Annotated in this window: 13 protein-coding genes; 8 read left to right on the top strand and 5 right to left on the bottom strand. The window is 67.5% G+C overall.

The genetic code is table 11. From position 1 onward, the window contains the following. Positions 1-13: 13 nt before the first annotated feature. Genes FNZ56_RS10725 through FNZ56_RS10715 form a run of 3 tightly spaced genes read left to right on the top strand, consistent with a single transcriptional unit; the run spans position 14 to position 2,721 of the window. A complete protein-coding gene (locus tag FNZ56_RS10725) occupies positions 14-736 on the top strand; it encodes an HAD family hydrolase (RefSeq protein ID WP_143880346.1) in 723 nt (240 codons plus the stop codon). Beyond that, entirely contained in the window at positions 733-2,121 is a 1,389-nt protein-coding gene (locus FNZ56_RS10720) for a leucyl aminopeptidase family protein (RefSeq protein WP_143879829.1), read from the top strand. Before FNZ56_RS10725 ends, FNZ56_RS10720 begins: the two co-directional genes overlap by 4 nt. Positions 2,122-2,145: 24 nt before the next feature. Then, complete coding sequence (locus FNZ56_RS10715; RefSeq protein WP_143879828.1) at positions 2,146-2,721, top strand: hypothetical protein; 576 nt, start codon at positions 2,146-2,148, stop codon at positions 2,719-2,721. A 155-nt stretch (positions 2,722-2,876) separates the two neighbouring features. On the opposite strand, the gene FNZ56_RS10710 is transcribed toward FNZ56_RS10715, so the two are convergent. Genes FNZ56_RS10710 through FNZ56_RS10695 form a run of 4 tightly spaced genes read right to left on the bottom strand, consistent with a single transcriptional unit; the run spans position 2,877 to position 6,354 of the window. Continuing rightward, a complete protein-coding gene (locus FNZ56_RS10710; protein ID WP_143879827.1) occupies positions 2,877-3,479 on the bottom strand; it encodes a response regulator transcription factor in 603 nt (200 codons plus the stop codon). Next, positions 3,476-4,630 (bottom strand): sensor histidine kinase, encoded by a 1,155-nt coding sequence (locus tag FNZ56_RS10705; RefSeq protein ID WP_143879826.1) that lies wholly within the window; start codon positions 4,628-4,630, stop codon positions 3,476-3,478. The genes FNZ56_RS10710 and FNZ56_RS10705 overlap by 4 nt, the downstream gene beginning before the upstream one ends. Positions 4,631-4,657: 27 nt before the next feature. Next, positions 4,658-5,434, bottom strand: a complete 777-nt coding sequence (locus FNZ56_RS10700) for an ABC transporter permease (RefSeq protein ID WP_143879825.1) — start codon at positions 5,432-5,434, stop codon at positions 4,658-4,660. Next, positions 5,434-6,354: an ABC transporter ATP-binding protein gene (locus tag FNZ56_RS10695; protein WP_143879824.1), complete on the bottom strand. Its 921-nt coding sequence runs from the start codon at positions 6,352-6,354 to the stop codon at positions 5,434-5,436. The genes FNZ56_RS10700 and FNZ56_RS10695 overlap by 1 nt, the downstream gene beginning before the upstream one ends. A gap of 195 nt (positions 6,355-6,549) precedes the next feature. Here FNZ56_RS10695 and FNZ56_RS10690 point away from each other — a divergent pair, with 195 nt between their 5' ends. From FNZ56_RS10690 to FNZ56_RS10675, 4 genes are all read left to right on the top strand, one after another. Continuing rightward, positions 6,550-7,809 (top strand): efflux RND transporter periplasmic adaptor subunit, encoded by a 1,260-nt coding sequence (locus FNZ56_RS10690; RefSeq protein WP_143879823.1) that lies wholly within the window; start codon positions 6,550-6,552, stop codon positions 7,807-7,809. Between the two features lie 175 nt (positions 7,810-7,984). Beyond that, positions 7,985-8,674, top strand: a complete 690-nt coding sequence (locus FNZ56_RS10685; RefSeq protein WP_143879822.1) for an ABC transporter ATP-binding protein — start codon at positions 7,985-7,987, stop codon at positions 8,672-8,674. A gap of 99 nt (positions 8,675-8,773) precedes the next feature. Then, positions 8,774-9,934 (top strand): ABC transporter permease, encoded by a 1,161-nt coding sequence (locus FNZ56_RS10680; RefSeq protein WP_143879821.1) that lies wholly within the window; start codon positions 8,774-8,776, stop codon positions 9,932-9,934. Between the two features lie 10 nt (positions 9,935-9,944). After that, a complete protein-coding gene (locus FNZ56_RS10675; protein WP_246064582.1) occupies positions 9,945-11,309 on the top strand; it encodes an ABC transporter permease in 1,365 nt (454 codons plus the stop codon). 49 nt (positions 11,310-11,358) lie between these two features. On the opposite strand, the gene FNZ56_RS13020 is transcribed toward FNZ56_RS10675, so the two are convergent. After that, the gene (locus FNZ56_RS13020; RefSeq protein ID WP_281286156.1) at positions 11,359-11,484 is read right to left on the bottom strand and encodes a hypothetical protein; all 126 of its coding nucleotides are present in this window, start codon (positions 11,482-11,484) and stop codon (positions 11,359-11,361) included. Here FNZ56_RS13020 and FNZ56_RS10670 point away from each other — a divergent pair. Continuing rightward, a complete protein-coding gene (locus FNZ56_RS10670) occupies positions 11,454-12,392 on the top strand; it encodes an alpha/beta hydrolase (RefSeq protein ID WP_143879819.1) in 939 nt (312 codons plus the stop codon). The genes FNZ56_RS13020 and FNZ56_RS10670 overlap by 31 nt on opposite strands. The last annotated feature ends 89 nt before the right edge of the window (positions 12,393-12,481 follow it).

Genomic DNA, 12,481 nt, shown 5'->3' with positions numbered 1-12,481 from the left:
CTACAATCCCGGCGTGGACTTCCGCGTCGACGCCATCACCCTCGACCTCGACGATACGCTGTGGCCGTTCGCGCCGATCGGCGCGCGCATCGAAAACACCCTGCACGACTGGTTCCTCGCGCACAGCCCGGGCACCGCGCGGCGATTCCCGATCGAAGCCATGCGCGAACTGCGCGAACGCATCCACGCCGAACATCCGCAGCACGCGCACGACCTCGGCCTGCTGCGGCGGCTGACCATCGAGCGCGCATTGTCCGAAAGCGGCGGCGATCCGGCGCTGGCGGCGGAAGCGCACGCGCTGTTCCTGGACGAACGCAACCGCGTCGATTTCCATCCCGAGGTTCCGGATGCCTTGCGCGAACTCGCCGCGCTGCGTCCACTTGCCGCATTGAGCAACGGCAACGCCGACCTCGAGCGCATCGGCATCGGCCACCTGTTCCGCTTCCGCCTCGGGGCGAAGGAATTCGGCAGCGCGAAACCCGACGCCGCGATCTTCCTCGCCGCCTGCGAACGCCTCGGCGCCGAACCCGCGCGCGTGCTGCACGTCGGCGACCATCCGGAACAGGACGCGCTCGGCGCGCAACGCGCGGGCCTGCGCTGCGCGTGGATCAACCGCGACGGCGAAACCTGGCCGTTCGCCGACGCGACACCCGACCTCGAATTCCCCGATCTCGCCGCGCTCGTCGCATGGCTGCGCGCGCAAGAGGCCGACACCGACGCACGGAGCGCCGCATGACCGCCTATTCCCCCGCCGACGCCACCGTGTTCCGCGCCCTGCACCTGGTCCGCCGCGAAGGCCACGAGGAATGGCACGCGCGCCAGCCCGCTGCGACCGCGCAATGGCTGATCGCACACGGTTTCGACGCCTCGCCCGGCGCGGCACTGGTGCTGCCGGCCGGCGACGGCACGGTCGACGGCGCGGTGCTCGGCATCGGCGATCCGCACGATCCCCTCGCCTACGCGCACGCGCCGTTCGCGCTGCCGCCCGGCGACTGGGAAGTGCGTGGCGAACTCGACGACGATGCGCGCCGTGCGTTGCAACTCGGCTGGGGCCTGGGTGCGTATCGATTCGATCGCTACCGCACGCTGCCGCGCCCGCCTGCGCGCCTGCGCCTCGCGGATCCCGACGCGGAAACCGCCGACGTGCTCGCCGCCTGCCTGCGCGTGCGCGACCTCGTCAACACGCCGGCCGACGACCTCGGCCCGCAGCAACTGGAAGACGCGCTGCGCGCCATCGGATCGCGGCATGGCGCCGAGTGCATGAGCATCATCGGCGACGAATTGCTGGCGCGGAACCTGCCCGCGATCCACGCGGTCGGCCGCGGCTCGCATCGCGCACCGCGCCTGCTGCGCCTGGACTGGGGCGACGCCTCGCATCCGCGCCTGGCTCTGGTCGGCAAGGGCGTGTGCTTCGACACCGGCGGCCTCGATCTCAAGACCGCCGACGGCATGCGCAACATGAAGAAGGACATGGGCGGCGCGGCGCACGCAATCGCGCTGGCCGAACTGATCATGGCGCGCAAGCTGCCGGTGCGGCTGACGCTATTGGTGCCCGCGGTGGAGAATGCGATCGGCCCGATGGCGTTGCGCCCGGGCGACGTGATCGCGACGCGCAAGGGCGTGAGCGTGGAAATCGACAACACCGATGCCGAGGGCCGGCTGGTGCTGTGCGATGCGCTCACCTGCGCGGCGGAAGATTCACCGGCACTGATCATGGATTTCGCGACCCTGACCGGCGCCGCGCGCGTGGCGCTCGGCCCGGAACTGCCGGCGATGTATTCGAACGACGAATCCGTCGCGGCGGATTGGCTGTCCGCGGCGGCGCGCACGCGCGATCCGTTGTGGCGCATGCCGCTGTGGCGGCCGTACCTGCGCTACCTCACCAGCAACGTCGCCGACATCGCCAACGCCGGGCCGTCGAAGATGGCGGGCAGCATCAGCGCCGCGCTCTACCTCGAACGCTTCGTCCCGGCGACGATGCCGTGGGCGCACCTGGACGTGTATGCGTGGAACGACGCCGACCGGCCGGGTCGTCCTGCTGGTGGCGAGGCGCAGGGTTTGCGTGCGGCGTGGGGGATGTTGAAGGAACGGTTTGGCGCGGCTCCTGATGCCAACGCCTAGCACGATGATTATCAGGAGCAAACCATGAGACTCGGAGTCACCAAGTTCGCCCTAGCCTTAACCTTGACCTTTTCTTTCGGAACTTCGCTTTGCGAGACGCGACCTTCCGAGCCCGACCTGACGCAAGCGCAGATATCGGAAATGATGTGCGCGCAAACAAAGTGCCAGAGAAATCTCCATGTCACATTGGTCCAAAAGGACGGTTCCACTTACGAACACACTTTCCCGACGTTTCCGGCAGTCGTGCAACCAGTCGGAATTCTCGTCGTTGCCGGACAAACCGTATTTGTCGAGGCCGATACCTCCGACGGCAAGCTGGTGAACCTCCAGGCCGTCGATTCAGTGGTCCATCCGGAAAAGACGATCATCGTCAAACTGGAACAGACCGAAGATCGCGGCATGATGCTCACGACGACCAATCCATTCGATGAGACGCTCAAGTTTGATATGGGCATCACGCCGCTTGAGTCGGACGATCTATACAAGACATCGAGCTGCCCGATTCTTAAAGGGTCGTTCGAGACTTGGCCCTATCCAATATTTCAAGTCTTGCTGGGGAATGGCCGCGTCGTCGCAAAAGACTATGGGTTGTGCGACTAGCAAGTAGCCCGGGTAAGCGCAGCGCACCCGGGACTTCATCTATGTCAAACAATCCCGGGTGCGGCCGTTGGCCTTACCCGGGCTACGGGATTTGATTGCGCATCCCCTCTCCCGGCGCTACGCGCCACCCTCTCCCACAAAGGGGAGAGGGAACATCAGAGCCACCCCTTCTGCCGCGCCAAGCGGCTCGCTTCGATGCGGTTCGCCGCGCCGAGTTTGCCGATCGCTTCCGACAAATAATTCCGCACCGTGCCCGCGGAGAGATTCAACAACGTGGCGATGTCGCCCGCGGACAGGCCATCGCCGGCGAGGCGCAGCACCTGGCGTTCGCGGTCGTTGAGCGGATCGGCTTCGCTCCACGCATCCATCGCCAGTTGCGGATCGACCGCGCGGCCGCCGTGGCGCACGCGCCGGATCGCGTCGGCGAGCTGTTCGGCCGGCGAATCCTTGAGCAGGTAGCCGCACACGCCGGCATCCAGCGCGCGGCGCAGGAAACCCGGGCGCGCGAAGGTGGTCAGGATCACCACCTTCACCGGCAATGCGTGGCGTTGCACGCGCTGCGCGAGTTCGAGCCCGGTCAGGCCCGGCATTTCGATGTCGGTGACGAGGATGTCGGGCTTGAGCCGCTGCAGTTCGCGCCACGCGGCCTCGCCATCGGGCGCGGAACCGAGCACTTCGATGTCGGTTTCCAGCGACAGCAGCGCCGACAGCGCGCCGCGCACCATCGCCTGATCCTCGGCCAGCAGCACCCGGATCATGCCGGCTGCCCCTTCGCCGCCAACGGCACCGCGACCTCGACCGCGGTCCCGGCTTTCGACGATGCGAATTCGAAACTGCCACCGATCGCGCGCACGCGTTCGCGCATGCCGACCACGCCGTTGCCTTCGCCCGCGTTCGCGCCGCGACCGTCGTCGGCGATGCGCATGCGCAGTTGCGCGTCGTTGCGCACGAAGCGCACTTCGGCGCGCGTGGCATTCGCGTGGCGCGCGATGTTGGTCGCGGCCTCGCGCAACACCAATGCGAGCGGGCGTTCGATCTCGGGCGAGAGTTCCGGCGGCGCGTCGTAATCCAGCGCCACGCGCGAGGATTCGAGCAGCAGCCGCGCCGAGGCGAGTTCGGCGGCGAGGTCTGCGGCGCGGAAACCGGTGACCGCGGCACGCACTTCGGCCAACGCGTGGCGCGCGACCTTTTCCGCCTCGGCGATTTCGCTGCGCGCGGCGGCGGCGTCGCGGTCGATGAGTTTGCGCGAGAGCTCCAGCTTCAGCGTGATCAGCGACAGCGTGTGCCCGAGCAGGTCGTGCAGGTCGCGGCCGATGCGTTCGCGTTCGGCGGTGGCGGCGAGCCGGCGCACTTCGTCGTGCGAAAGCTGTAGCGCGTCCTGGTGCGCGCGATCGCGCTGCTCGACCCCGACGATCAGGCCGATGATCAGCGTCATCGGCGGCAACCACACCACCGATTGCCACGGATAGCCGATCCACAGCGCCTCGGCGACCACCGCGGCGCCCAAGACCAGGACCAGTGCGAGGTAGCCGGCCAGCCCTCCACGCGTATCGCGGCAGGACGGCGCGAGCAGCACGCAACCGAACACGAAGTAGCTCAGCCCCGACGGATACCAGCGCAGCAACGCCATGCTCAGCGCCACCATCGCCAGCGAATACCAGCGCGCCTGGCGTCGCGGTGCGACGAAGGTCTTCGCGTAGAGCAACAGGAACAGCGGATAGCTGAGCAAGGTGAGCGACAGCCAGAGCCGGTCGTAGCCCATGCCGAACGACGGGGTGATGAACACCCACACCGACCACAACAGGTGGATGAATTCGGATCGCGGCGATTTGCCGCGCCGCATCGCATCGGCCAGGTGCGAATCGGGTGCGGGCCGGAACCAGGAACGCAGTCGTTGCGTGGAATCCATTCGCCGATGCTACTGCAAGCCGTAGCGTCAGCCGTGGCGGCGCAGGCGCCGCGCGGCCAACAGCAGGAACGCGGCGGTGAATCCGGCCAGCGCCGCCACGTGCGGCCAGCGCGCCCCGGTATCGAAACCCACCGCCGACAGCGACAACGCATTGAGGTGGGTGCTCGGCCAGACCGGCGCAAGCCGTTGCAGGAACCCCGGCATCATGTGCAGCGGGAACCACAGCCCGGACAGGAACGCCATCGGCAGGTAGACCATGTTCAGCAGGCCGGGCGCGCCCTGGCCCTTGAGCAGGGTGCCGACGAACAGGCCGAGCGCGCAGAACGGCAGCACGCCGAACGTGCCGGTGGCCAGCAACGCCGCCGCGCGCACCGGTGCCAGCGGCACATGCCCGATGCCGAACGCGAGCGCGAGCAGCAACGCGCACACCACCGCGGCCACGCACAGCGCCATCAGCATCTTGCCCAGCAGGTAGGCGCCGGGCGGCATCGGCAGCGCGCGCTTGAACGTGAGCAGGCCGCCGTCGCGCTCCAGCGCCAGCGAGACGCCGAAGCCGAACAGGCCCGGCGCCATCACCCCGAACGTGGTGTAGCTGGCGAGCATGTAGCGCGCGGCCTCGCCGTCGCCGTGGTTCAGCACGATCCCGAACATCGCGTAGAACACGTTCGGGAACAGGATCACCGGCAACAGGAAGCCGGGGTTGCGCAGGTAACGCAAGACTTCGCTGCGCCCTTCCTGCCAATAGGCGTTCAACACGCGGGTGCGTGGCATCGCGGGCACGGCATCGGCAATGGCGGCATTCATCAGGCGGCTTCCTGCAAGGATGCGACGCTGTCGTCGCGGGTGAGTTCGACGAAGGCTTCGGCCAGGCCGGCGGCGCGTACTTCCAGCGCCGACAATTGCGCATCGTGCGCGAGCAGGCGGCGCACCAGCGGTTCGGCGTGTTCGGTGGCCAGGCACAGGCGTTCGCCGTCGAGGCGCGCTTCGGCGACTTCCGGCCACGCCGCGACTTCGGCCAGCGGCAGGTGCGTCGCGCACCACACGCGCTTGAGCGCGATGCGCGCGCGCAGCGATTCCACGCTGCCTTCGCTGACGATCCTGCCGCGTGCCATCACGCAGACGCGATCGGCCAGCGCCTCGGCCTCCTCCAGGTAATGCGTGGTGAGCACGATGGATACCCCGTCCGCGACCAGCGCACGAATCGCATTCCACAGCTTCTGCCGCGCCTCGATGTCCATGCCGACGGTGGGTTCGTCGAGGAACAGCAGGCGCGGATTCCCGCACAGCGCGAGCGCGAACTGCACGCGTCGTTGCTGCCCACCGGAGAGTTTCCCGTAGGGGCGTTGCAACAGGTCGGCGACGCCGGCGAGTTCCGCGCTTTCGGCGACGCCGCGCGGCGACGGGTAATAGCTCGCGGTCAGGCGGATCAGCTCGCCCACGCGCAGGGTCGGCGGCAGCGCCGCGTCCTGCAGCATCACGCCGATGCCGCGGCGCGCTTCGATCGTTTGCGGATCCCTGCCGAACAGGCGCACCTCGCCCTCGTCGGCACGGACCAGGCCGAGCAGCAGGCTGATCGCGGTGGTCTTGCCGGCGCCGTTCGGGCCGAGCAGGGCCAGCACTTCGCCGCCACGCACGTCCAGGCCGATGCCGTCGAGCGCCACCACCTTGCCGTAACGCATGCGCACATCGCGCAGGCTGGCCAATGCGCCTTCCCCATGTTCCATGTCGCAACCTCCACTCGGGATGGCGGCGACGATAGGAATGCGCGTCCTTCCACGGCAGTCGCCACGATCACGCATTCGGCATGACAAGCGTCAGGTGATCACGGGCAGGTTCGCGACTAGGCTGTGCGGGCGGCGCGATTTGGCCCCGCGACGGGAACCGGTCAAACTCCCGGGACGCCCCCACTCCCTCGACAGATGAACACCAACGCCGATCTGCTGAAATCGCTGAAGATCGACCGCAGCGCCCCGCCGCCGCCTTCGCGCAAGGGCCTGTGGATCGGGCTGGGCGTGGCCGCGGCGGTGCTGCTGCTCGTCGTCGCCGGCTGGCTGCTGTTCGCGCGCGGCAAGGCGCCTGAGGTGCAGGTCGCGCCGGTGGTGGCGATCGGCGGCGGCAACGGCGGCGCGGCTTCGGTGCTCGACGCCACCGGCTATGTCGTCGCACGGCGCATGGCCACCGTCTCGGCCAAGATCACCGGACGCGTGCGCGAGATCCGCATCGAGGAAGGCCAGCACGTGGCCGAGGGCGAAGTCATCGCCACGCTCGATCCCATCGACGCCGACCAGCAGCTCGCGCTGGCGCGCGCGCAGGCCGCGGCCGCGCGCAGCCAAGTCGATGCGACCGCGGCGCAACTGCGCGATGCCGAAGCCAACGCCGCGCGGCTGTCGGCGCTGGCGCCGCAGCAGCTGGTATCGAAAGCGCAACGCGACCAGGCCATCGCCCAGCGCGACAACCTGCGCGCGCAGCTCGCGACCGCGCGCAACAACGCGCGCGCCGCCGGCGATTCGCTGCGCATCGCCGAACAGGGCGTGGACAACACCATCATCCGCGCGCCGTTCGCCGGCGTGGTGATCGCGAAAGCCGCGCAGCCGGGCGAAATCGTCTCGCCGTTCTCCGCCGGCGGCGCCTACACGCGCACCGGCATCGGCACCATCGTCGACATGGAATCGCTGGAAGTGCAGGTCGACGTCGGCGAGGCCTACATCGGCCGCGTGCAGCCGGGCATGCCGACCGAAGCGACGTTGAACGCGTATCCGGACTGGAAGATCCCGGGCAAGGTGATCGCGATCATCCCCACCGCCGACCGCGGCAAGGCCACGGTGACGGTGCGCGTGGCGCTGGATTCGCGCGATCCGCGCATCGTGCCGGACATGGGCGTGCGCGTGAGCTTCCTCGAGAAGGCCGCGCCGCAGAAGCCGCAACAGAAACCTGGCGTGCTCGCGCCGTCCGCGGCGATCGTGCAGCGCGACGGCGGCGACGTCGCGTACGTGGTCGATGGCGAACGCGTGCAACAACGCGAATTGCAGCTCGGACGCACGCTGGGCGACGACCGCGAAGTGTTGTCCGGCCTCGTCGCCGGCGACCAGGTGGTGCTCGATCCGCCGGAAAAACTCGCCGACGGCGCGAAGGTGAAGGTCGCGCCGGCGAGCGATGCAGATAGCGATTCGAACGAATGAAATGATGTTCCTTCTCCCCGTTCACGGGGAGAAGGTGCCCGCAGGGCGGATGAGGGACATCGCGCAAAGAGCGCCCCTCACCCGGCTTCGCCACCCTCTCCCCGCATGCGGGGAGAGGGAAAAACATGCCCGCTCCCACAAGGGGAGAGGGAACGGCAACACAGCGAGGAACACCATGTCCGCACTCGTCCACCTCCGCAACCTGACCAAGACCTACCAGCGCGGCCCCGAAAAGGTCGAGGTGCTGCATGGCATCGACCTCGACATCGCCCGCGGCGACTTCGCCGCGCTGATGGGGCCTTCCGGTTCGGGCAAGACCACGCTGCTGAACCTGATCGGCGGACTGGATTCGCCGAGTTCGGGCGAGATCGAGGTCGACGGCAAGCGCATCGACAAGATGACGTCCGGCCAGCTCTCGCAATGGCGCAGCGACCACGTCGGCTTCGTGTTCCAGTTCTACAACCTGATGCCGACGCTGACGGCGCAGAAAAACGTCGAACTGCCGTTGCTGCTGACGAAGCTTTCCGCCGCGCAGCGCAAGCGCAACGCCGAGATCGCGCTGGAACTCGTGGGCCTGAAGGATCGCGGCAAGCATCGCCCGGCCGAGCTCTCCGGCGGCCAGCAGCAGCGCGTGGCCATCGCCCGCGCCATCGTCTCCGATCCGACGCTGCTGATCTGCGACGAACCGACCGGCGACCTCGACCGCCAGTCGGCGGAGGAAATCCTCGGCCTGTTGCAGAGGCTGAACCGCGACCACGGCAAGACGATCGTCATGGTGACCCACGATCCCAAGGCCGCGGAATACGCGACGCATACGCTGCACCTCGACAAGGGCACCCTGGTCGAGCAAGTCGAACACGCCTAGCCCCTCATCCGCCTTCGGCACCTTCTCCCCGCTTGCGGGGAGAAGGAAAAAGAGGAATGCGCTCCCCGCATGGCGGGGAGAGGGAAAAGAGGAATCGAGATGAAATACCTGCACCTCATCTGGGCCGCGCTGTTCCGCAGCAAGACCCGCACCATGCTCACGCTGCTGTCTGTGGTCGCCGCATTCCTGCTGTTCGGCATGCTCGACTCGGTGCGCGTGGCGTTCAATTCCGGCGGCAACCTCGCCGGATCGAAGCGACTCGTGGTCGCTTCCCGCTTGTCGATCACGCAGATGCTGCCCTACAGCCTGCTCCAGCAGATCGAGACGGTGCCGGGCGTGAAGCGCGTCGGCTATGCGGCGTGGTTCGGCGGCATTTACCGCGACCCGAAGAATTTCTTCCCCAACTTCAGCGTCAGCCCGAACTACTTCGACATGTATCCGGAGTACGTCTTGTCGCCGGCGCAGAAGGCCGCGTTCGAAGCCGATCGCACCGGCGCGATCGTCGGCGAATCGCTGGCCAAGCGCAACGGCTGGAAGCTCGGCGACACCGTGCCATTGCAAGCGACGATCTTCCCGCAAAAGGACGGCAGCAATGCGTGGCCGCTGAAGATCGACGGCATCTTCACGGTCAAGGATGCCAAGCGCAAAGGCGAGGAAAACCAGCTCTGGTTCCACTGGAAGTACTTCGACGAAGCCAACCAGTACGTCAACGGCCGCGTCGGCTGGTACATCGTGGAACTCGCCGACGTGAACCAGGCCGACCGCGTCGGTGCCGCGATCGACGCGATCAGCGCGAACTCCGACCACGAGACCAAGACCCAGACCGAAGAAGCGTTCAACCAGAGCTTCGCCAAGCAGTTCGCCGACATCGGCCTGATCGTGACCGCGATCATGGCCGCGGTGTTCTTCACCTTGCTGCTACTGACCGGCAACACCATGGCGCAGGCGGTGCGCGAGCGCATTCCCGAGCTCGCGGTGCTGAAGACCATCGGTTTCAGCAACCGCAGCGTGCTGTGGCTGGTGCTGGCCGAAGCCATGCTGCTGGTGGTGTTGGGCGGGTTGATCGGGCTCGGCCTCGCCGCGCTGCTGATGCCGATCGTGAGCGCGAGCAGCGGCGGCATGATCCAGCTGCCCACCGTGCTGCCGCAGACCTGGCTGCTCGGGATCGCGTTGATGCTGGTGATCGGCGCCATCGTCGGCGCCTTGCCGGCGTTGCGCGCGATGCGCCTCAACATCGTCGATGCCCTCGCGGGCCGCTGAGGAAATAACGATGGATTTCCTACTCAACCTGTTCTTCACAATCATCGGCTTTGGCGTTCCGGCACGCGGAAAGCACTGGCTTGTGAACTTCGCCATCGTGGTCGCGCTCGCGGTCGGGCTCGGCGCATGGATCTTCCTGCCCTGGTTCGTGGTGCTCGGCATCGCCGTGCTGCTCGCGCTGTGGCTGCTGCTGACCCGCAGCGGTCGACTGGCGCTGGCGGCGGCACGCGTCGGCATCGCCGGCCTGCCGCAGCGCTGGGGCGCATCCAGCGTGATCGTGGTCGGCATCGCCGGCGTAGTCGGCGTGCTGGTCGCGATGCTGGCGATGGGCGAAGGCTTCAAGGCCACGCTCAACCGCACCGGCAGCGACGACAGCGCGATCATCCTGCGCGGCGGTTCGCAGGCCGAGACCAATTCGGTCATCACCCGCGACCAGGTGCCACTGATCTCTTCGCTTGACGGCATCGCCCGCGGCAGCGACGGCAAGCCGCTGGTGTCGCCGGAGCTTTCGCAGGTGGTGAACCTGCCCAGCCGCAGCGATGGCACCGATGCCAACGCGCAGATCCGCGGCGTCGGCCCGCAGGGCTGGGCGCTGCGCCCGCAGGTGAAGATCGTGCAGGGCCGCAAGTTCGGCGCGGGTTTGCGCGAACTTGTCGTCGGCCAGGGCGCGATGCGCCAGTTCCGCGGCATCGAGGTCGGCAAGAGCGTGATGTTCGCGAACCAGCAGTGGACCGTGGTCGGCGAATTCGCGTCCGGCGATTCGCACGATTCCGAACTCTGGGCCGACGCCGATACGCTGGCCTCGACCTACAACCGCCAGGCGTTCCAGTCGGTGACGGTGAAGCTCGATGGCAAGGGTGGCTTCCGCAAGCTCAAGGCCGCGCTCGCCGGCGACCCGCGGCTCAAGCTCGACGTGCTCACCACCCACGACTACTACGCCAAGCAGTCGGAGGGGCTGGAAAAACTCATCCGGATCCTCGGCACCGTGATCGGCACCATCATGGCGATCGGCGCGGTGTTCGGCGCGCTCAACACCATGTACGCGGCGGTCGCCGGTCGTGCGCGCGAAATCGCGACGCTGCGTGCGCTCGGATTCCGCGGGCTGCCCGTCGTCGTCGCGGTGATGCTGGAAACCATGCTGCTGGCCTTGCTCGGCGGACTGCTCGGCGCGGGCATCGCGTGGTTGATCTTCAACGGCTACGAAGTCAGCACGCTTGGCAGCAACTTCAGCCAGGTGGTGTTCCAGTTCCGCGTCTCGCCGGAGCTGTTGTGGACCGGCCTGAAGTGGGCGCTGGGCATCGGCCTGGTCGGCGGCTTGTTCCCGGCGTTGCGCGCAGCGCGGTTGCCGGTGACGGTGGCGTTGCGCGCGGCGTGAACCTGCTGATTTTGTGGGAGCGACGGGAGTCGCGACGAGAAACGCGCCATCATGAATGGCGCCTCGTCGCGGCGGCGATGATCGCGCTCATGGCCAGCGGTTGCGTTTCGCTGGTGAAGGAAATCACCCAGCCGCACACACCGCATTCCGCATCGCGCAAGACCGTCGAGCGCATCGAACGCGAAAACCTGCATCTGGAATCGCAATCGATGCACGCGCGTAACGGCAATCGCATCGCGTACCGGCTGCTGCCGGCCGCCGACTACCACCTCGCCTACGCGTATTCCCGCCAGCCGCATTCCTTCCACGCAAAAATTCTCGTGGGGCGAACGCAGCCCGGTCGAGGCGCGCGGCAGCATCGTGCTGCTGCACGGATGGGGCGAAGACCACAGCATGATGATGACGTGGGCGCTGGCGATGGCGCGCCACGGTTACCAGGGCGTGCTGCCGGACCTGCGCAATTTCGGCGCATCCGACCGCGCGCCGGTCGGCTTCGGCCCGCGCGAGGCGGAGGACATCGTCGATCTGCTGCGCGCGCTGCGGGCTCAAGGAAAATTGCAATCGCCGGTCTATCTCCTCGGCGTGTCCTACGGCGCCGACGTGGCGATCCATGCGGCGGCGATGGCTCCCGACTTGATCGACGGCGTGGTCGCGATGGAACCCTTCGTCGATGCCGAATCCGCGATCCGCGGCTTCGTCGCCGATGCGCGCAAGCCGGCGCACGGCCTCAAGGGTCGCCTGCTGTCCGCCTATGCACGGCACGCCTTCGATGATGCGAAGGTCGATGCCGCCATCGCGGAATCCGGCAAGCGGTTGGGCATCGACCTGCACGACACCGGCATCGCGGCACCGTTGCGCGAAAACCAGACCTGCACGTTGATCCTGCAAGGCGGCGAGGACGAATTCCTCGATCCGGGGGCGTTGCGTGCGATTTCGGACGCGCCACGGACCCGATACCTGGAGATGCCGGAGGAAACCCACCTCACCCTGCCGCTGCGGATCGACCTGCTCGCCGAGCCGCTGGCTCGGTGGTTGCCGCGGCACGGGGATTGCCCGGCGTTCGCGATGCCTGCCACGCATTGACGCGCGGCGTAACGACGCATCCGCCCTTGTAGGAGCGCACCTGGGCGCGACTGCATCGTAAGATCTGTCGCGGCTGGAAGCCGCTCCTA

Source organism: Lysobacter lycopersici (assembly GCF_007556775.1).
In the GTDB taxonomy this organism is placed as follows: domain Bacteria; phylum Pseudomonadota; class Gammaproteobacteria; order Xanthomonadales; family Xanthomonadaceae; genus Pseudoluteimonas; species Pseudoluteimonas lycopersici.
Note: the sequence above shows the minus strand (reverse complement) of the source record. Positions and strands in the feature narration are given on the sequence as shown.

Coding starts and splice junctions, on each gene's coding strand:
- FNZ56_RS10720 (WP_143879829.1), top strand. CDS start 733: ATGACCGCCTATTCCCCCGCCGACGCCACCGTGTTCCGCGCCCTGCAC.
- FNZ56_RS10715 (WP_143879828.1), top strand. CDS start 2,146: ATGAGACTCGGAGTCACCAAGTTCGCCCTAGCCTTAACCTTGACCTTT.
- FNZ56_RS10710 (WP_143879827.1), bottom strand. CDS start 3,479: ATGATCCGGGTGCTGCTGGCCGAGGATCAGGCGATGGTGCGCGGCGCG.
- FNZ56_RS10705 (WP_143879826.1), bottom strand. CDS start 4,630: ATGGATTCCACGCAACGACTGCGTTCCTGGTTCCGGCCCGCACCCGAT.
- FNZ56_RS10700 (WP_143879825.1), bottom strand. CDS start 5,434: ATGAATGCCGCCATTGCCGATGCCGTGCCCGCGATGCCACGCACCCGC.
- FNZ56_RS10695 (WP_143879824.1), bottom strand. CDS start 6,354: ATGGAACATGGGGAAGGCGCATTGGCCAGCCTGCGCGATGTGCGCATG.
- FNZ56_RS10690 (WP_143879823.1), top strand. CDS start 6,550: ATGAACACCAACGCCGATCTGCTGAAATCGCTGAAGATCGACCGCAGC.
- FNZ56_RS10685 (WP_143879822.1), top strand. CDS start 7,985: ATGTCCGCACTCGTCCACCTCCGCAACCTGACCAAGACCTACCAGCGC.
- FNZ56_RS10680 (WP_143879821.1), top strand. CDS start 8,774: ATGAAATACCTGCACCTCATCTGGGCCGCGCTGTTCCGCAGCAAGACC.
- FNZ56_RS10675 (WP_246064582.1), top strand. CDS start 9,945: ATGGATTTCCTACTCAACCTGTTCTTCACAATCATCGGCTTTGGCGTT.
- FNZ56_RS13020 (WP_281286156.1), bottom strand. CDS start 11,484: ATGCGCTCGACGGTCTTGCGCGATGCGGAATGCGGTGTGTGCGGCTGG.